This window comes from Shewanella sp. FJAT-52076, from assembly GCF_019457455.1.
In the GTDB taxonomy this organism is placed as follows: Bacteria; Pseudomonadota; Gammaproteobacteria; order Enterobacterales; family Shewanellaceae; genus Shewanella; species Shewanella zhangzhouensis.
On sequence record NZ_CP080415.1, the window covers coordinates 1,510,460 to 1,528,978 of the forward strand.

General features: G+C 53.7%; 20 protein-coding genes. 9 read left to right on the forward strand and 11 right to left on the reverse strand.

Translation table 11 applies throughout. From position 1 onward, the window contains the following. Nucleotides 1–39: 39 nt before the first annotated feature. Entirely contained in the window at nucleotides 40–1,410 is a 1,371-nt protein-coding gene (locus K0H79_RS06530; protein WP_220067300.1) for a DEAD/DEAH box helicase, read from the reverse strand. A gap of 235 nt (nucleotides 1,411–1,645) precedes the next feature. Here K0H79_RS06530 and K0H79_RS06535 point away from each other — a divergent pair, with 235 nt between their 5' ends. From K0H79_RS06535 to K0H79_RS06560, 6 genes are all read left to right on the forward strand, one after another. Then, nucleotides 1,646–1,819, forward strand: coding sequence for a hypothetical protein (locus K0H79_RS06535; protein WP_198134305.1), 174 nt, complete (start codon nucleotides 1,646–1,648; stop codon nucleotides 1,817–1,819). Between the two features lie 94 nt (nucleotides 1,820–1,913). Beyond that, on the forward strand, nucleotides 1,914–2,849 hold the full coding sequence (gene rssA / locus K0H79_RS06540) for a patatin-like phospholipase RssA (RefSeq protein WP_220067301.1): 936 nt from the start codon (nucleotides 1,914–1,916) through the stop codon (nucleotides 2,847–2,849). Between the two features lie 273 nt (nucleotides 2,850–3,122). After that, on the forward strand, nucleotides 3,123–5,240 hold the full coding sequence (gene nrdD, locus K0H79_RS06545; RefSeq protein WP_220077714.1) for an anaerobic ribonucleoside-triphosphate reductase: 2,118 nt from the start codon (nucleotides 3,123–3,125) through the stop codon (nucleotides 5,238–5,240). Between the two features lie 40 nt (nucleotides 5,241–5,280). Then, on the forward strand, nucleotides 5,281–5,778 hold the full coding sequence (gene nrdG / locus K0H79_RS06550; protein WP_220077715.1) for an anaerobic ribonucleoside-triphosphate reductase-activating protein: 498 nt from the start codon (nucleotides 5,281–5,283) through the stop codon (nucleotides 5,776–5,778). Between the two features lie 252 nt (nucleotides 5,779–6,030). Further along, nucleotides 6,031–6,648, forward strand: a complete 618-nt coding sequence (gene ribA / locus K0H79_RS06555) for a GTP cyclohydrolase II (RefSeq protein WP_220067304.1) — start codon at nucleotides 6,031–6,033, stop codon at nucleotides 6,646–6,648. Between the two features lie 53 nt (nucleotides 6,649–6,701). After that, nucleotides 6,702–7,526 (forward strand): hypothetical protein, encoded by an 825-nt coding sequence (locus tag K0H79_RS06560; RefSeq protein WP_220077716.1) that lies wholly within the window; start codon nucleotides 6,702–6,704, stop codon nucleotides 7,524–7,526. A 32-nt stretch (nucleotides 7,527–7,558) separates the two neighbouring features. Here K0H79_RS06560 and K0H79_RS19385 read toward each other — a convergent pair whose 3' ends face one another. From K0H79_RS19385 to K0H79_RS06580, 4 genes are all read right to left on the reverse strand, one after another. Next, nucleotides 7,559–8,197, reverse strand: a complete 639-nt coding sequence (locus K0H79_RS19385; protein WP_220077717.1) for a VF530 family DNA-binding protein — start codon at nucleotides 8,195–8,197, stop codon at nucleotides 7,559–7,561. Nucleotides 8,198–8,320: 123 nt separating this feature from the next. Further along, nucleotides 8,321–9,754, reverse strand: a complete 1,434-nt coding sequence (locus tag K0H79_RS06570) for a carbon starvation protein A (protein ID WP_220077718.1) — start codon at nucleotides 9,752–9,754, stop codon at nucleotides 8,321–8,323. A gap of 120 nt (nucleotides 9,755–9,874) precedes the next feature. Then, nucleotides 9,875–10,585 (reverse strand): two-component system response regulator BtsR, encoded by a 711-nt coding sequence (gene btsR, locus K0H79_RS06575; RefSeq protein ID WP_220077719.1) that lies wholly within the window; start codon nucleotides 10,583–10,585, stop codon nucleotides 9,875–9,877. Next, nucleotides 10,582–12,291 carry a sensor histidine kinase gene (locus K0H79_RS06580; RefSeq protein WP_220077720.1) on the reverse strand — a complete coding sequence of 570 codons (1,710 nt, stop codon included), beginning with the start codon at nucleotides 12,289–12,291 and terminating at the stop codon, nucleotides 10,582–10,584. The genes btsR and K0H79_RS06580 overlap by 4 nt, the downstream gene beginning before the upstream one ends. A 128-nt stretch (nucleotides 12,292–12,419) precedes the next feature. Between K0H79_RS06580 and K0H79_RS06585 the strand changes: the two genes are divergently transcribed. Then, complete coding sequence (locus K0H79_RS06585) at nucleotides 12,420–12,662, forward strand: YecH family metal-binding protein (protein ID WP_220077721.1); 243 nt, start codon at nucleotides 12,420–12,422, stop codon at nucleotides 12,660–12,662. On the opposite strand, the gene K0H79_RS06590 is transcribed toward K0H79_RS06585, so the two are convergent. The 6 genes from K0H79_RS06590 to suhB all read right to left on the reverse strand — a co-directional run bounded on the left by K0H79_RS06590 (nucleotide 12,659) and on the right by suhB (nucleotide 16,778). Beyond that, complete coding sequence (locus K0H79_RS06590) at nucleotides 12,659–13,006, reverse strand: ribbon-helix-helix protein, CopG family (protein WP_220067311.1); 348 nt, start codon at nucleotides 13,004–13,006, stop codon at nucleotides 12,659–12,661. The two genes, K0H79_RS06585 and K0H79_RS06590, sit on opposite strands and share 4 nt — an antisense overlap. Then, nucleotides 12,993–13,661: an AAA family ATPase gene (locus tag K0H79_RS06595; protein WP_011759401.1), complete on the reverse strand. Its 669-nt coding sequence runs from the start codon at nucleotides 13,659–13,661 to the stop codon at nucleotides 12,993–12,995. Before K0H79_RS06595 ends, K0H79_RS06590 begins: the two co-directional genes overlap by 14 nt. 75 nt (nucleotides 13,662–13,736) lie before the next feature. Further along, nucleotides 13,737–14,039, reverse strand: coding sequence for a PilZ domain-containing protein (locus tag K0H79_RS06600; RefSeq protein ID WP_220067312.1), 303 nt, complete (start codon nucleotides 14,037–14,039; stop codon nucleotides 13,737–13,739). Between the two features lie 132 nt (nucleotides 14,040–14,171). Further along, nucleotides 14,172–14,576 (reverse strand): phosphate-starvation-inducible protein PsiE, encoded by a 405-nt coding sequence (locus K0H79_RS06605; protein WP_011759403.1) that lies wholly within the window; start codon nucleotides 14,574–14,576, stop codon nucleotides 14,172–14,174. 99 nt (nucleotides 14,577–14,675) lie between these two features. Then, nucleotides 14,676–15,845 (reverse strand): NnrS family protein, encoded by a 1,170-nt coding sequence (locus K0H79_RS06610; protein ID WP_220077722.1) that lies wholly within the window; start codon nucleotides 15,843–15,845, stop codon nucleotides 14,676–14,678. 129 nt (nucleotides 15,846–15,974) lie between these two features. After that, on the reverse strand, nucleotides 15,975–16,778 hold the full coding sequence (suhB, locus tag K0H79_RS06615) for an inositol-1-monophosphatase (protein WP_011759405.1): 804 nt from the start codon (nucleotides 16,776–16,778) through the stop codon (nucleotides 15,975–15,977). 155 nt (nucleotides 16,779–16,933) lie between these two features. Between suhB and trmJ the strand changes: the two genes are divergently transcribed. Further along, on the forward strand, nucleotides 16,934–17,656 hold the full coding sequence (trmJ, locus tag K0H79_RS06620) for a tRNA (cytosine(32)/uridine(32)-2'-O)-methyltransferase TrmJ (protein ID WP_220077723.1): 723 nt from the start codon (nucleotides 16,934–16,936) through the stop codon (nucleotides 17,654–17,656). Nucleotides 17,657–17,688: 32 nt separating this feature from the next. Further along, nucleotides 17,689–18,510, forward strand: coding sequence for a serine O-acetyltransferase (cysE, locus tag K0H79_RS06625; RefSeq protein WP_220067316.1), 822 nt, complete (start codon nucleotides 17,689–17,691; stop codon nucleotides 18,508–18,510). The last annotated feature ends 9 nt before the right edge of the window (nucleotides 18,511–18,519 follow it).

An 18,519-nucleotide genomic window follows, 5' to 3' on the forward strand; every position in this document is an offset into this window, starting at 1 on the left:
TTTCGCTCAAGCGAAAACGTGCGGCTTATTCTGAAAGTCTCAGTCTTCGCCCAATTCATCTGCGTCATCGTCCTCGGGCACGATCGGTGCCGGGAGGGGCTTCTTACGGATCATTGGCGCATCGCCCACATCCACGCCGGTGAGGAAGCGTTTGTCACGGCTGCGCTTTTCGCCCTTGGGTGCATCTGCGGTCTGTCGTTTGGTTTTGCCCGCAGTCTTGGCCTTGGCGCCTGCGTCTTTGCGTTCACGCTTGGGCGCCAGTCCCGTGAATTTGGCTTCCAGGCCTTCGAGTACGCTGAAGTCAAAGGTTTTTTGCAGCAGGATCTGCACCTTGAGGAAGTTGTCCCAGTCTTTTGGTCCCACCAGCGAAATGGCGGTTCCTTTGTTTCCGGCGCGTCCCGTACGGCCAATACGGTGCACATATTCCTCGGCAAACTTCGGCATGTCGAAGTTCACCACCAGGGATACGTTGGAGATATCCAATCCGCGGGAAGCCACATCGGTAGTAACCAGAATGCGGTGATGTTCACGGCTGAAACTATCCATAATTTGATTGCGTTGTGCCTGACGCAGCTCGCCGGATAAGGCTGCTGTGTTGTAACCTTTCTCGGCCAGCAGGGTGGCCAGGCGCTCTGTGTCCTGACGGGTGGCGGTAAACACCATCACCTGACGGAAGTTATTGCCACTGAGCAGGCGCTCGAGCAGGGCTTCCTTGTGCTCCAGATGGTCGGCAAGCAGAATTTGTTGCTCGATATCACCGTGGCCCAGGTGCACAGCATCGATGGCGACATGCTCAGGCTCTTTTAACAGCTCTGCTGCCAGCTCGTGCACTTCACCATGCTCCAGGGTAGCCGAGAACATCAGAGTTTGTCTGCGGCGATGGTCGGCAGCGGCGTTGATGGCTTTCAGCTGAGGTGCAAAGCCCAAATCCAACATGCGATCGGCTTCGTCGAGAATGAGCAGTTCAAGCCCGTTCAAAAACAGGTGGCGCTGCTGCAGATGGTCGGCGATGCGACCGGGAGTGGCCACAATAAAATGTGGCTCCCTGGCAAGGGCTTTGGCCTGGTCGTTGAAGTTTTCACCGCCCAGTACGCTGATGGCCCGGTATTGGGTGTTGGCCACCAGTAGACGAAGCTGGGCATACACCTGCTGCGCCAGTTCTCGGGTAGGCAGCAGAATCAGTACCCGCGGATCTTTTTTCGACAGCGCCTTGCTGGAAATCACCCTTTGCATGGCAGGCAACAAAAATGCCAGCGTCTTTCCCGATCCCGTCTTGGACGAGGCCATCAAATCCTTGCCGGCGAGGGCAACGGGAATGGCCTGACTCTGGATGGGGGTAGGCGTCTCTATGCCCATGTGCTTCAGGCTTTGCATGAGGCGCTTATCGAGGGAAAAATCAGAAAATTGCAAAGGATGGTCTCCGGAAAAATTCAAGCCGGGAATTATAGCGCCATCGGCGGCTTGGCGCCATGACAAGTGTGTTTCTGCCTGCTTAACGATGCGTTCCCTATCGAAGTCATGCGTCAATATCTGTGATAACCGTCAAAAATCCGTTAGTGGCGCTTTATTCAGCGAAATAATTGCCTTATGTTTGGGCAATTGAAAAATTAACACTCACAACGACCCTGCCGCCCCGGAGGCGCAAATGGATTTTTGGATTGCACTCGCCATCGTGATTTTTGGTTGGATGATCCCGGTGTTACACATCGGCTTATCTGACGTGGTGACTGCTCGCCAAAAGAGCTGGTGGATACTGGCAGTCACTGTGGGGTCTTGGTTTGGCTGGCTGGGTTACCTGTTCAAGGCCCGGCAACAATAGATTGTTTCCTTTCTTCCCAAGCGCTGGCACCTGCCGGCGCTTGTCGTTTATAGTCAGAGTCATTCTTGCCTTCATCTTTGCAAAGGAGTCGTAGATGAGCCAACCCCGTATTGGAATTGCCCTGGGCAGTGGTGCCGCTAAAGGTTGGGCCCACATTGGGGTATTCAATGCCCTCGATGAGCTGGGAATAAAACCCGAACGGGTCGCTGGGTGTTCTATTGGGGCCTTGGTTGGGGCAGCTTATGTTAACGGTCGCCTTAGCGACCTCGAAGCCTGGGTCAGAAGTTTTTCGAGCTGGGATGTGCTCGGACTGATGGACTTAAGCTGGCGCCGCGGCGGGCTTATTCGGGGCGAAAAGGTGTTTGATGTGATGCAAAGTCGCATCGGCAGTATGGACATTGAATCCATGTCCATGCCCTTTATTGCGGTGGCGACCGATTTGTACAGCGGCCAGGAGATCTGGTTTCGCCAGGGGGATTTGCGCCATGCGGTGAGGGCATCCTGCTCCATGCCCGGAATACTGCCGCCGGTACGTCAGGGGCACAGATGGCTGGTGGACGGCGCCGTGGTGAACCCTGTGCCCGTGTCAGCCTGTCGTGCACTTGATGTGGATTTGGTGATTGCAGTCGATTTGGATGGACAGCGCCGCAGCCGTATTCAGGCGGTGCCGGTTGACCTTCGCAGTGAGGCCATCAGTCCTCAGGAAGAAACCCGGGCCCTTGCCGAGCAAGAGGGTGGCTTTATGGACCTCTTTGCCCGCGGCCGCGACTATATTGCCAGCCTGTCGGACAAATTTGCCCTTGGCACCCGGGACGATCCCGGCATGCTGGCGGTAATGAATCAGTCCATGGAGATAGTGCAGCAACGGCATAAGAGGGCGCGCCTGATGGGCGACCCGCCCGATGTGTGTTTGGTACCCAAGGTCGCCGATATAGGCACCATGGAGTTCCACCGCGCTGCCGAGGCCATCGATGCGGGCTACAGCGCAGTGATGGCCCAGGCCCATTTGCTGGAAGCCGCCCTCGGATAATCCCATTTTTTCTGCCTAAACGCCGCCACTCATTCGATGAGTTTGGCGGCTTTTTTGTGCCTGCCTAATGGTGATTTTTCTTCCGGTCAAGGGGCTAAATCGTGAAAGAGTTACCTGCCACAGGTTTTCAAAAAGGGGAAATTTATCTTTTTCCCAAACATGATCCATATCAAGGTATCGGTCTGGTATTTATCGCCTAATACACTACATTTTGTATCTGGATAAAAAATAAGCTCAACATATAGTGATTGGGTAAACAGAGAGGACCTGTATATGCCAGTGGTTATCAAGCGGGATGGTTGCCGCGCAGCCTTTGATGAAACCCGGTTGCGGGATGCTGTTATTGCAGCCCAGGGCGCAGCCGGTGTCGAGGATAAAGACTATGCGGCCACGGTGGCTTCGGTGGTGGCAGCCGAGGTGGAACAGCGCGACGAAGTTGCTATCCACGAGCTGCAGGATGCGGTGGAAAACTGCCTGATGTCCGGTCCCTATAAAGAGGTTGCCCGTCACTATATCGAGTATCGCCACGACAGAGACGTGTGCCGTGAAGCGACCAGCCGACTGAATCTGGAAATTCGTTCTCTGGTGGAGCAAACCAATGCGGCGCTGCTGCATGAAAACGCCAATAAAGATTCCAAGGTGATCCCGACCCAACGTGACTTGCTCGCCGGTATTGTGGCGCGTCACTACGCCAAGCGCCACATATTGCCCAAGGCGGTGGTGGCGGCCCATGAGGCGGGAGAGATCCATTATCACGATCTGGATTACTCGCCCTTTTTCCCCATGTTCAACTGCATGTTGATTGACCTTGCCGGCATGTTGACCAAGGGCTTTAAGATGGGCAACGCCGAAATCGAGACGCCCAAGTCCATTTCCACCGCTACAGCGGTTACTGCGCAGATCATCGCCCAGGTGGCCAGCCACATCTATGGCGGTACCACCATCAATCGCATCGATGAAGTGCTGTCGCCCTATGTGGCCAAGAGCTACGACAAACACTACCAAACTGCGCTGCATTGGGGCATTACCGATGCCGTGGCCTATGCCCGTGCCCTGACGGAAAAAGAGTGTCACGATGCCTTCCAGTCGCTGGAATACGAGGTGAACACCCTGCATACGGCCAACGGACAGACCCCCTTTGTTACCTTTGGCTTTGGTCTGGGCACCAGTTGGGAGTCGCGGCTTATTCAGCAGTCCATTCTCAAGGTGCGGATGGCGGGACTGGGTAAAAACCGCAAGACAGCGGTATTCCCCAAACTGGTATTTGCCATCCGTGATGGCATCAACCACAAAGCAGGCGACTGCAACTACGATATCAAGCGCTTGGCACTCAAGTGCGCCACCGAGCGCATGTATCCGGATATTCTCAACTACGAGCAAGTGGTACGGGTCACCGGGTCATTCAAAACCCCCATGGGCTGTCGCAGCTTCCTCGGGGTGTATGAAAAAGACGGCGAAATGGAGCATGAAGGCCGAAATAACCTGGGTGTGGTCAGTCTTAACCTGCCACGTATCGCCATTGAAGCAGATGGCGATGAGAATCGCTTCTATGCCCTGCTCGGGGAGCGCTTGCAGGTGGCACGCCAGGCACTGGACAGCCGTATCGAACGTCTGAAAGGGGTTAAGGCCCGAGTTGCACCCATTTTGTATATGGAAGGGGCATGCGGCGTGCGCCTGCGTCCGGACGATGATATTGAGCCTATTTTCAAAAATGGCCGCGCGTCCATCTCCCTTGGATACATAGGTCTGCATGAAACCGTCAATGCTCTTTATGGCACGAAGGAGCATGTGTACGACTCAGAGCTGCTGCGGCAAAAGGCCGTTGCCATCGTAGCGCGCCTCAAGCAGGCCACCGAGCAGTGGAAGCAGGAAACCGGCTACGGCTTCAGCCTCTACAGTACACCCAGCGAAAGCCTGTGCAGCCGTTTTGCCAAGCTGGATATCAAGGCCTTTGGCCTGATACAAGGGGTGACTGACAAGGGCTATTACACCAACAGTTTCCATTTGGATGTGGAAAAGAAAGTCTCGCCCTTCGACAAAATCGATTTTGAAATGCCATACCCTGAGCTCGCCAGTGGTGGCTTTATTTGCTACGGCGAATATCCCAACATGCAGCACAATATTGACGCGCTTGAAGACGTGTGGGACTACAGCTATACCCGAGTCCCTTACTATGGCACCAATACTCCCATCGATGAGTGCTACGACTGTGGCTTTACCGGCGAGTTTGACTGTACCAGCAAGGGCTTTGTATGCCCGGTGTGCGGTAACCATGAGCCCAGCCGCGTGTCAGTAACCCGAAGGGTATGTGGCTACCTTGGCAGCCCGGATGCGCGCCCCTTTAACCATGGTAAGCAGGAAGAGGTAAAACGCCGGGTCAAGCATCTCTAATGGCAAAGCTTTATTGTGGCAGCGCAGGGAGCATCATCTTGTGAATTACCATCAGTACTATCCGCTGGATGTGCTTAACGGACCGGGCACCAGGGCTACGCTCTTCGTGTCCGGCTGCGAGCACCAATGCCGGGGCTGCTACAATCAATCCACCTGGGATGTGCGAAGTGGTCATCTTTTTGATGAGGCGATGCTGAGCCGGATAATCGATGATCTCAATGACCCGCGCATTCGCCGCCGCGGACTTAGCCTCTCCGGTGGCGACCCCTTGCTGCCGGCAAATCTTGCCGGTATTACTGAGCTGGTGGCGCGGGTGCGCTCCCATTGTCCGGGCAAGGACATCTGGCTGTGGACGGGTTATCGACTGGAATCCTTGACTGAAGCGCAGCTGGCGCTGGCCTCCCGTGTGGACGTGATTGTGGATGGCCCCTTTGAGCAGGGGCTTGCCGACAGGCGGCTTAAGTTTCGGGGCAGCAGTAATCAGCGTATTTTTTGTCGCAGCGGCGATGGCTTTGTACCCTGGAGGGAAGAAAGCTAACCCCCAGGACAGGACTGTATCTTGGCGCTATGTCTGCCGATGTTGATATTATGCTCGCTGTCTGGTCCCGTGCTTTGCCTCAAATTGTCTATCTTATGCCGACTCCGATACCCCAGTCAGTCACTTGGGTATTCCTGCGGGCGACAAAAGCGCATAGAATAGGCCACCCGGTGAGGTTATCTTACCAAGGTTATTGAGCTGTCAGGGAAAGTGCTGGACTCAGGGATTGAGCGTAGTCGTTAGGAAAATTTCATGTCGATAAAGTATGTCGCCACCTCCAAGTTGCCAACGCCCTGGGGCGTTTTTGCCATGCACGGTTTTGAAGACAGTGAAACCGGTAAGGAGCATGTGGCACTGACCTTTGGCGATCTCAGTGGTGACGCTCCTGTGCTGGGACGGATCCATTCTGAATGTTTGACCGGTGATGCCCTGTTCAGCCTGCGCTGTGACTGTGGTTTTCAGCTGCAAACAGCCATGCAGCGTATCGCTGAAACCGGCCGTGGCTTTATTTTGTATCTGCGCCAGGAAGGACGCGGCATTGGTTTGTTAAACAAAATCCGCGCCTATGAATTGCAGGATAAAGGGGCCAATACCGTTGAAGCCAACGAGCAGCTCGGTTTTGCTGCCGATATGCGCAAGTACGATATGATTGCCCCCATGTTGGCGCATCTGGGGATTTCCCGGGTCAAGCTGATGACCAATAACCCCCGCAAAGTCAAAGCCATGAAAGACGTGGGGATGGATGTGGTCGAGCGCGTGCCGTTGCAGGTGGGTAAAAATCGCTACAACGAGGCTTACCTCAAAACCAAATCAGACGAGCTTGGACACATGATGTCTGAAGAGCACTTTAAGGCACAGCACCAGGACTGATTGTGCAAACTGGTGTTTAGTGGGGAAACCTTTTATAGTCGGGGCATTCATTGATGGATGCCCCGATTGCTTTGAAGCCTGCCAGAATTCTCGCCATCCTGCTTTTGTCTTCTCCCTGTGTGGCCCAGCAAGCCCCCGATGTCAGCCATTATGCCTTTGCCAACTACTTGGGCAGTGGTATCTACAGCTCTGCCGGTGACAGTGCGGCCGTGGTAAATATTCCCTTGTCTTTCGACATAGAGTCATCTTCAGATCACAGTTTGTTTCTGCGTATGCCGCTGTCGCTGGGTTTTTTCAACTACAACTGGGATGAGCTGCCGGAAGGTGATTTCCCGGACTCGGTGGGCACAGTTACTGTGACCCCCGGGATTGAATACCACTGGCAAGCAAGCCCAAATTTGAAGATGGAGACCTATCTTGATATCGGGTTTGGGCACAACTTTTCCGACAGCAGCAATGTGGGCATCCTGTCGGCCGGTATCTCAACGCTCTATTCCTTTGGCAGTGAAACATACCAACCCTTGTGGGTCAGTCGCTTCTACTCGGCAGGTTATCGCAGCATACAGAGCGGCAGTGAAGAGCATTACTCTGCACTTACCTCGGGTGTGGAGTCGGGCCTGGGATGGGGCTTTAGCGCTTGGGAGCGGCAGATGGAGCCCAGATTATTCGCTGCCATGCACTGGTATTTCGGCCGGGGAGAGCTGGCGGATGAGTTTGTCGGCGCCCTCTTTGGCGAGAGCACCCTGGAACTGGGGTTAAGTCTGGTGTTTGAGAAACCGCTGGAGTTTGAAGTGATATCAATAGAGCGGGTGGGTTTCAGCTACAGTCACGCCGGTGGCGAAGACCTGTGGCGGGTGTTTTTCAGCCACCCGCTTTAACGTCTCGCCTTTATATCGGCGCTGTTTCAGGGTTATTTTTTACCCCAAATGTCGGCATTGGTGCTCGTTGGAACGGAGCTCGCCGAACCCTTGCTCGGTGATTGAGTATCAGCGGTAACCGTTTTGCCGGTGCGCTTGAGGCTCAGCGTGGGCTGACGTTTGGGCGCTTGGGTGCCTTTGTCGGCTCCTGAACCTGCCTGATGGGCGCTTGCTCCCCCGCGATTTTTACTTTCTGCCGAGACTTTGGTGCCAACGCCGGGTTTCTTGCCTTTATCGGCAGCCTGGCCGTTGGCTCTCTTGCTATAGGGGGAAGGCTTATCACCGCCTGGCTGCCTGTTACGGCTATCAGGTTTCGCTGTCCTGGGCTTAGGCGCGCTTTTATTCGATGGCTTGTCCGAAGCGCCTTCTTTAGGTTGCCGCACCGAGCGCTCCGGCACCGGAAAACCCATATGGCTTAGGTACAGGTCTTCCACTTTTGCCCGGGCCCAGGATGTGCGGCGCAAAAACTTCAGACTGGAATCCAGACTGGGATCAACGGCAAAGCAGCGGATGCGAATTTCGTCGGCAAGTTTTGTCCAACCGAGCTCTTCCACCAGGTGTTCGAGAATGGCTTTCAGTGTCAGGCCATGGAGTGGATTGTTGGCCTGAGTTGGTGGAGTTTGTGGGGACATAGTGGCTCGTTTGAGTGGCAATCAGGGCGATTGGGGGAGGCATTGTAACCTGCCGGATGGATAAAAAACAAAGGCCGGCGAACGCCGGCCTTTTGGTGTGTATGAGTTACCCGGAGTTTGGGATCAGGCTTCTTCAGCCAGCTCCACGGATTTACCCTTGATTTTAATTACCAGCAGTGTAGCCACCGCGAAGGCAACCAGTACACCCACCACGGTGGAGACGGTCATCGGCAGTCCTGCACCCAAGGTTGCCGAGTTCAGCAGGAAGGTCACCACCACTGAGGTCATGAACATCGCCGGAATGGTACAAATCCAGTGCAGCTTGTTGTGGCGCAACAGGTAGGCAGAGGCAGTCCACAGCATCAGCACGGCTGTTGCCTGGTTAGCCACACCAAAGTAGCGCCAGATCACGCCGAAATCGACCTGGGTCAGAATGCCGCCCAGCACGAACAGCGGGATAGCCAGCATCAAACGCTTGGGCAGTTGGGTTTGTGGCATGTTGAAGAATTCAGCCAGGATAAGACGCGCTGAGCGGAACGCTGTGTCACCAGAGGTGATGGGCAGAATAATTACCCCAAGCACCGCCATAAAGCCACCTACAGCACCCAGCAGGCCGGTAGACGCTTCGTACACCACGTTGGCAGGGTTACCGGCCATACCGGTGGCCAGACCTTCAACACCACCGAAGAACGACAGGGCAATGGCACACCAGATAAGGGCGATGATGCCTTCACCAATCATGGCGCCGTAGAACACAAAGCGGCCATTGGTTTCGTTTTCCATGCAGCGAGCCATCAGGGGAGACTGAGTGGCGTGGAAGCCAGATACGGCGCCGCAGGCAATGGTGATAAAGAGGGCAGGCCACAGTGGCATGTCATTGGGGTTGAGGTTGGTTAAGAAATCAGAGGCTTCAACACCGGGCAGCAAGCTGTGCTCAGAAGAGACAATGAGTGCCACGGTCAGACCCACAGACATGAACAGCAACAAGGCGCCGAAGAAGGGGTACAGACGACCGATAATCTTGTCTACCGGCACAATGGTCGCAATCAGGTAGTAAACGAAAATGACGCCCACAAACAGGCTGACGCTAAGGCCAGTGAGTTTGCCAAGCAGGCCGGCAGGGGCAGAAATAAACACCACACCCACGAGCAGCAGCAAAATGGTGGCAAACACGTTCATAAAGTGTTTTGCACTCTTGCCCAGGTATTTACCGGCGAGGTTAGGCACAGACTGGCCACCGTTTCGCACCGACAACATACCTGAGAAATAATCGTGCACTGCACCGGCAAAAATACAGCCAATCACAATCCACAACATGGCGGCTGGGCCGTAAAGGGCACCGAGAATAGGACCGAAGATGGGGCCGACACCGGCGATGTTCAGCAGTTGGATAAGATAGACTTTGCCTTTGGACATGGGCACATAGTCCACGCCATCGGTTTGGGCAAACGCCGGGGTTTGCCGTTTGGCGTTAATTCCAAACACCTTCTCTACGAAGGCGCCGTAAACAAAGTAGCCGACGAGAAGCAGGCCGACACAGAGTAAAAACCAAGTCATGTTGAGGATCTCCCCTTTTTTGAGTAGTGCCAGTCTACGAAAGGGGATGTCCAGTGTCTCAGCCTTTTGGGTGAGCGGTCGAATTCGCAGGTTAAGCGGTTGTTATCAGACTTCAGCGGTTTACAGGAAACCGAAGTGGGATTTCAGTTCCTTAAGATAACGGCGGGAAACCGGCACCCGGGCCCCGCTGCGGGTAATCACTTCGGCGCCGCCATCGAGCAGCACGATTTCGGCGATGGCCGCCGGGGCTATCAGATATTGGCGATGGCAGAATATCAGCGGCGTTTTTTCTTCCAGCAGCTTGAGGGTCATTTGGGTGTGCACCCTGCCATTGACGGTCGATACATGGATGCCACCGACATCGCTGAATACAAACTCAACCTCCTCTATCGGAACCACTTTCAGGCGATTACCGCTGAAGCAGGGCAAGTGTGCGAGGCGTTCGGGGGCCAGAGCAGAGATATCCTGCGGCCGCAGATCTTTTCGAACCCTGTCCATGGTGCTTGCAAGCCGGGCATCATCGATGGGTTTGAGTAAGTAATCAAAGGCATTGAGTTCAAACGCCTTGATGGCGTATTCATCGAATGCCGTGACAAACACCACCCGGGGCAAGGTGTCCTTGTCGAGCATGGCCAGCAGTTCCATACCGCTTATGCGTGGCATCTGAATATCCAGAAATATCAGTGCCGGTTTATGCTGGTTTATCGCCTGTATGGCTTCGATGGCGTTACTGGCCTGCGCCACAATATTCACATCTGGATGGCGGGCCAAAAGCTCGGACAGGGCTTCCCGGGCAAAGGGTTCATCATCCACCAGAATGCATGAAATCATCTCGGATTGTCTCCCGAATTGTCGGTGTCGATGAGCGTATCGACGTTGATTGGCAGGCAAATTCTGACGCGGGTGAGCGTATCGGGTTCACAATCAACCGTCACGCCGTACTGCTCACCGAACTGATTTTGAATGCGTTTATGCACCAGGTTCATCCCCAGACCTTCGTTGTTGGGGGTGGGGTGATACAAACCCGCGTTGTCAGCGACTTCCAACACCAGCATCTCGTCCTGCTGTCTGCCAATCACTTCAATTACGCCTGGCGACAGCAACTGTGAGGTGCCGTGTTTTACCGCGTTTTCGATAATGGGTTGCAGGGTAAAAGCGGGCAACTTTTGGTGCATCAGTTCGGGAGGAATGGCGATATTCACACTGAGGCGATCAATAAAACGGGCTTTTTCGATGCCAAGGTAGGCGTCGATATGCTCAAGCTCGTCGGCTAATGTGACCATTTCCGGACTGCGTTTCAGATTAATGCGTAAAAACTGCGACAGTTTTTGCAGCAGTCCCCGGGCCATATCCGGGTCCCGGCGAATGATGGCGCCTATGGTGTTGAGGGCATTGAACAGGAAGTGAGGGTTTACCTGGGCCTGCAACAGTTTGAGTTCGGTTTGGGTGAGCAGGTTCTTTTGTTGTTCCACCCGGCCATAGAGGATTTGGTTGGACAACAGCTTGGCAATACCTTCGCCGAGTGTGCGGTTGATGTTTAAAAAGAGTTTGTTCTTGGGTTCGTAGAGTTTGATGGTGCCTATCACCTCGGTATCGCTGCGAAGGGGGATCACCAAACTTGAACCCAAACGGCATTGGGAGGAAATAGAACAGGCGTAGGGTACTTCCACCCCATCGGCAAACATCACCTTATTGTCTCGGATAGCTTCGAGAGTGATGGCTGAGGCAATAGGCGTTCCCGGTATATGGTGGTCGGCGCCAATCCCGATAAAGGCGAGCAGTTTTTCTCTGTCGGTGATGGCCACCGCGCCCACATTGGTTTCTTCGATAACAATTCGGGCGACCTGGGCACTGGTTTTCTCGTTGAATCCCTGAGAGAGCAGCCCAACGCTGCGCTCGGCAATTTTCAGTGCCTTGGTGGAAAACGCGGAAGACAGCTTGTCAAACATCGCTTTTTGATCTTTGAGCATGCTCATAAAGAGGGCCGAGCCCATGGAGTTCACCATTAGCATGGGCGGCGCAATCTGTCTCACCAGTGCCCAGGCTTCGTCATAGGGCTTGGCGACTAGCAGTATGATGAGCATTTGCATGACTTCGGCATAGAAGGTAACAAAGCCAGCCACCAGAGGGTGGAAAATCAGCTCTGTTTTTCCTGCCCGTCGCAGAGTCAGGCTGATTAGCCCGGCAGAAAGCCCTTCGAGCGTTGTCGAGAGCGCGCAGGCGACATCGGTAAAGCCCCCCATGCTATACCTGTGGAGGCCACCGGTAAGGCCAACAAAAAAGCCGGTCACAGGTCCACCGAGCAGGCCACCGAGTACGGCACCCATGGCCCGGGTATTGGCTATTGCGCCGTGGGTTTGCTCGCCAAAGTAGGTGGCCATGATGCAGAAGGCCGAAAAAATAACATAGATGATGACCTTGTGCGGCAATCTGGGGGCGTTTTCGGTGAGCACCTTAAACAGAGGTGTTTTACTGGCGAGGTAAACAAACACCAGGTAGAGGCACATTTGCTGGGTCAGTAGCAGGATAAGCGACATGAAGACTCCTGTGGGGCCTGTATTACCTGAACTTTGCGCTGGCGCAGGGAAATGCTGAGTAGGCTGGGTTATAAGATGCCAATGATTTGCCTTAAATCCCACATGTACCCGAAACAGCGGAGCTCCCAATGACCCAATCTGTTCACGGCCATCAAGTGATGGCCTTGATGTTAGCCCACGGTAAACCCCTGACTCAAGATGCGCTTGTGTCCTTGATTGCGCAAACTTTTGGTGGCGCGGCCAGGTTTCACACCTGCAGTGCACAAGGGCTAACGGCTGGCGAGCTTATAAGGTTTTTGAAGCAAAAGGGGAAATTTATTGAAACTGAGCAGGGCCTGGTCACACAACAAGCCCTGATTTGTGAGCACTAATTCTCTTCTTCGCCACGACGAAGAATGTGATCCTGTTCTCCTGCGCTTTTTTCGTGGAATTCTTTGATGAGGATACGAAGCAGCTTGGATTTGGCGATGCCTGATTGTTTTGCCAACTCATCGAGTTGCTTAATCGCTTTGGTGGTCAGACTGAAAGTGGCGTGACGGTAGACCTTGGCAGTGGATTTATCCAGCCCTAACTTAACGCGCGCGGCCTTGTGCTCCTCGTCGAGAAGGGTAGGCCGTCCGTGTGCATAATTGTTGGCATCATCGATGAAATCTTCCACCGAAATTTTACCGCGGTCCAGTTTGGGCTTTTTACGCTTTAAGTCAGTTAAGCTCATAGGAATTTTCTGGTGGTATGGCCAAGAGTTCATCGGCAATGGCACGAATTTCTTCGGCCGCTTTGCCATCGGGCTCGATTTCGATGACCGAAGATCCTTTTTCCTCACTGTCATCATAAATGTTGCGGCTGAAGGTGACAGAATCCAGCACCCGCAAACCGAAGGATGTAACAACTTCCTTGGCTTCAATGATGCGTTTGGCCTGGGTGGGCAAAGCAGGGCACTGAGTAAGCACCACAGTAGCAACCATCTTGGGGTTAACCATCTTACAGGTGCTGAGCATGTCTTCCATGTGTGGCAAGGTTTTGAGGTCGCGCCGTTTTGGTCTCAGCGGCACAACCACGTAGGTTGCCACCGACATGGCGGCACGCATGGCGAGGTTATCCTGACCACCACAGTCCACAATCACATAGTCGAAACGTTCATTCAGGCTCAGGAGGTCGTTACGGATTTTACCGTATAACTGGATGCAATTGATTTGGGGCAGGCTGGGATCGTTGTTGCGGGCCTGGATCCAATCAGAGGTTGTTCGCTGGGGGTCACAGTCCACCATGAGCACGTTGGCATTGAATTTTTGGGTGATATGCACTGCAATATTCTGCGCAAGGCAACTCTTGCCACTACCGCCTTTTTCACCACCAACCAGCAAAATCATAATGGACGCTCCGTAAAAGCCAATCTTTTCACATCAGTATAGAACAGTGTGTTGGAAACGATAGAAAAGCATCGCTTAAATCAATTGCATAGCAATATGATAACTCTGCGCTTTACTCTCTTTACAGCGGCAAACCTGACCCTGAACGCTATTCTGTTTGTCGGTGCCCGGATTAAAGGTCACTTCGACCAGTTCACCCAGCGCAAACGGCTGACGATATTCAAACAGCAAGCCACGCCTTGACAGGTCGATACAGACACCATCGTCATTTTGCTCAATACCGTCTTTATCTACCCAGCTGAGCAGCACGCGTTCGGCTTCCAAATCTACCCTGAGTGATCTGCGTCTTTCTTCGTAATCTTTTGGATTGTCATCCATCACGGCCTTCTCCTCTGGCACATTACAAGCGCTTAAAAATCAGCATAATTCCTTTTACTTAAGAATACCAATGCTCCATTAAAGTGAATGAAAAAAAGCCGGTAATTGACCGGCTTAAAGGAGGATACAGATTCAGTTGTCGTATTCCTGATTTTTGGGATAGGGCATTTTCAATTGCCCCCATCGAATGACTATCACGGTTGCTGCCAGGACCACAGTGGAGAGAGAGATAGCTAAAATACGCCAGTCATCCATGCTCTTCATATCGAGGATGAGGTAACGCGCCAGAGCAACGATGGCAATGTAAAGTGGCATTCGTACCGGTAATTTACCTGACTCGGCATAATTGGCCACCATGGCCAGCACTTCCAGATAGATGAATAACAGCAGCAAGTCTGCCAGCTGTACTTTACCCATGTTGAGGATGTGTGCGATTTCCTGGCCAATGGCCGCGACCGTGGCGACAGCAATGATTGCCAGCACCAAATTCTCGGTGAGCTTCAACAGCTTTGAGCCATATTTACGGTACAGATCCATCTCTATCTCCCTAGCATTGTTTAGAAAGATAGTAACAGCCTTTTGCCGGCACGGTGCATTACACACCGTGACTGGCTTCACAAATGAGAAAGGATGAGCCTAACCCGGACGGCCATCAGCTCTGGGGGAGGTCAGCATTGGGCCGTATTTGACGATAAACACGCCAAACGCCAATCCCCAGGCGACAGCGGAGGCGATAAGCAGCGGCAGATACGCAGCAGGAATGAGACCGGCCATCACCCGGAGTACAACCGCAAGCAGTACCAACACAAAACCAGCCACCATGGCTTTGGGGGGCTCAAGCATCCGGCCTGTATGGCCAAGAGAAACCCGTGCCATCATTGCCAGGATCATTCCACCCATCCCCCCGGCGGCCAGCGCGTGAAACCCGGCGGTAAAGGGCAGGCCAAGGGCAATGATCCCAAGCCCAACCGGAATGCACAGGTAGCTTAAATGCAAAGACCAAAGCAGTGGTACTGAAAAGGTATGGCGCCAGCCCCAGCGATGCCAGCGAAGTAAAATGATGATTGCCGCCACCGCAGCAACCGGGCGCTGCAGCGCGGTCAAATCAAAAATCAGCGTCCCAATCAGCATTAACAGCGAGATAAAGGTGCCGGCATCGAGGTACCAAAGATTAGTCTTGCGCTGATAACTGCTGGCACGTTCCGTGAAAAAGGGGATAACCCGACCGCCAAGGAGCGCCACTATCATGATTACCACCAACGCCGCGCCCTGCAGCGCCTTTTGTGCCAGCATCCCATTGCCGTCGGTCAGCGCCAGGTAGGAGAGGGCGTTGAGGCTTGCCATCAACAGCAGCATGGGCACAAACACCAGATTACGCCATTGTTTTACCTTGGCGACGCTGTGGCCCAGCGTAAGTGCCACAGCAGGTAAAAAAGCAAGATCCATTACCATTACCAGCTCAAACGGAATTGAGGTGATGGGCAGAGTGAGTCTGGGTGCAAGCCACAGTAATACCAGGGCCAACAACTTATTGCCACTGAGCCCAGGGACACCGGTCCAATTCTGGACGGCGGTAAGTAGAAAGCCGGCGATGATGGCGGTCACAAAGCCAAAGAGCATCTCATGGCCGTGCCACCAGTAAGCGCCGCCATGGGGCTCAAAGGTGATTACGCCGGATAGTGCCAACACCCAAAGGACTACGCCCAGGACGCTGAGGGCGGCACCCAATAAAAAGAAGGGACGAAAGCCCAGTCTGAGTAATGGCGGGATGGATTCGGTCTTGCGGGGATCATGGATATTGAGCATGGCGCACCTAAACCTGACTAATTTTGTTGGTCATTATAAGATGCTTAAAATATGCATGTAAATTGATGTGGCGCACAAAAACAAAAACCGCCGTGAGGCGGTTCTTATTTTGGCAATCTTTTCTGAATCTTAGCGCTTAAGGGCTTCGTTCAGCAGCGGGCGCATGGTTTTCACCAGTGCGGTAGTCGCTTTGGGTGAGCCTGCCACTATGTTGCCGGACATCAGGTAGTTGTGACCACCGGTAAAGTCAGTCACTGTACCGCCCGCTTCACGCACGATAAGGTCACCGGCGGCAATGTCCCATGGCTTGAGACCCAGCTCAAAATAACCGTCCATGCGTCCGGCGGCCACATAGGCCAGATCCAGAGAGGCTGCACCGGCGCGGCGAAGGTCAGCGCACTGGGCAAACACTTCGTTGAGCACATTCATGTAAGTCTGGGTGTGCTGACGTGACTTGAATGGGAAACCTGTGGCGATGATGGTGCCGTTGAGGTCCTGAACGTTACTCACGCGGACGCGGAAGTCGTTGACCTTGGCACCCTGGCCGCGAACGGCGCTGAACAGCTCGTCACGGACTGGGTCATAGACTACGGCAACTTCAGTTTTGCCTTTGTACTGCAGGGCGATGGACACGGCAAAATGGGGGATGCCACGCATAAAGTTGGTGGTGCCATCCAGGGGGTCAACGATCCAGATATAATCTTTGTTGGTACCGCGGTTTTCACCCTGCTCTTCACCAACGATGGTGTGGTCGGGATAAGACTTGCGGATCTGGTAAACGATAGCTGCTTCGGCTTCCTTGTCTACGCTGGTAACAAAATCATTGATACCTTTGGTACTCACCTCGACGCGGTCGAGATCAGTATAAGCACGCATAATGGTTTGGCCGGCGGCGCGAGCGGCGCGCACAGCGATGGTCAGCATCGGATGCATTGCAATCCCCTGGATGTTAAAGAACGAAAAATGAGCGGCGCGCATTATACCGCATCTGCCGGGTATATCAATTACAGATTTTCATATAAGGATTTAACCGCTGCTGTGGTAGACTGCATCGCTCAGGATTTTTATCAATTAAATTAAGTCGTTTCATGCTCAGTAATATCCGCGTCGTCTTGGTAGGCACTTCCCATCCCGGTAACATAGGCTCCGTCGCTCGGGCTATGAAAACCATGGGTTTATCAAATCTTTATCTGGCAGAACCTCGCTGCGAGCCCGATGGTCAATCGGTAGCTTTGGCCGCCGGTGCCTGCGATATTCTGAAAAATCTTACCCGGGTAGATTCCTTGCACGAGGCTATTAAAGATTGTGCTCTGGTCATAGGTACCTCGGCCCGTAGCCGCACGCTGGATTGGCCTTTGCTCGATCCCCGTCAGGCAGGTGGCAAACTGGCAGCTGAAGCCGTCAGTGGCCCTGTTGCTATCGTGTTTGGCCGCGAAAATCATGGGCTCTATAACGAAGAACTGCAGGCCTGCAATTATCACGTGTTTATTCCGGCCAATCCCGAATACATGTCGCTTAATCTGGCGCAAGCGGTGCAAATTATTTGTTATGAGACCCGCATTGCCCATTTGGCGCTGGAAAATCAGGCAGCCGAAGTGACCGAATTCCCCTTGATGGAAGAAAACGAGCGTTTCTTTGAGCATCTCGAAAGAACCCTGACCGGAACCGGGTTTATTATTAAGAATCATCCGGGGCAGGTAATGACCAAGCTCAGAAGGCTGTTTACCCGTGCCCGGATAGAAAGTCATGAGATGAATATTCTGCGTGGCATCCTGACTTCCATCGAAAAGGCAGTCGGCAGCAAGAAGTAACAGAGCCCTTGGCTCAACGACAAGGAAACGACATGGGTGTGATATCCAGGCTGAAAGAAGACATTGCCTCCATTTATCACCGGGATCCGGCGGCGCGCAGCGCCATTGAAATCCTGCTGAATTATCCCGGTATGCATGCCATTTGGCTGCACAGGATAAGTCATAAATTGTGGAAACGGGATTGGCGGTTTCTGGCCCGATGTTTGTCGACTTTCTCCCGTTGGCTGACCGGCGTGGAAATTCACCCGGGGGCCACCATTGGCCGTCGTTTCTTTATCGACCACGGCATGGGGATTGTGATTGGTGAAACCGCCGAGATTGGCGATGATTGCACCCTGTATCACGGTGTGACCCTGGGCGGCACCAGCTGGAATGCAGGAAAGCGTCACCCGACCCTTGAAAATAACGTGGTCGTGGGTGCCGGTGCCAAAATTCTCGGGCCCATCACCATGAAAGAGGGCAGCCGCGTTGGCTCCAACTCCGTGGTGGTAAAAGATGTACCAGAGCACACCACTGTTGTGGGGATCCCCGGCCGGGCCGTGGCGCAGCCATCAAGCCAGTCCAAAGAAACCTCAGAACGCCGCAGCGCCATGGCCAAGAAGTATGGCTTTGATGCGTATGCGGTTTCTCCCGACAATCCGGACCCCGTCGCCAATGCCATCGGACAGATGCTCGACCATATGCATCTGATGGACTCCAAGGTGCAGGACCTCTGCCAGGAGCTGCAGCGTCTGGGCGGCAATGTGTGTACCGAGCGCCTGCCTGAGCTCGATGTTGGCGAGTTCAGTGAGGCCGAAGCCGCCGCCGCAGAGAAACGCCAGAACGCGCTGGATGAGTTTGATCCCAGTATCTGATCCCAAGAC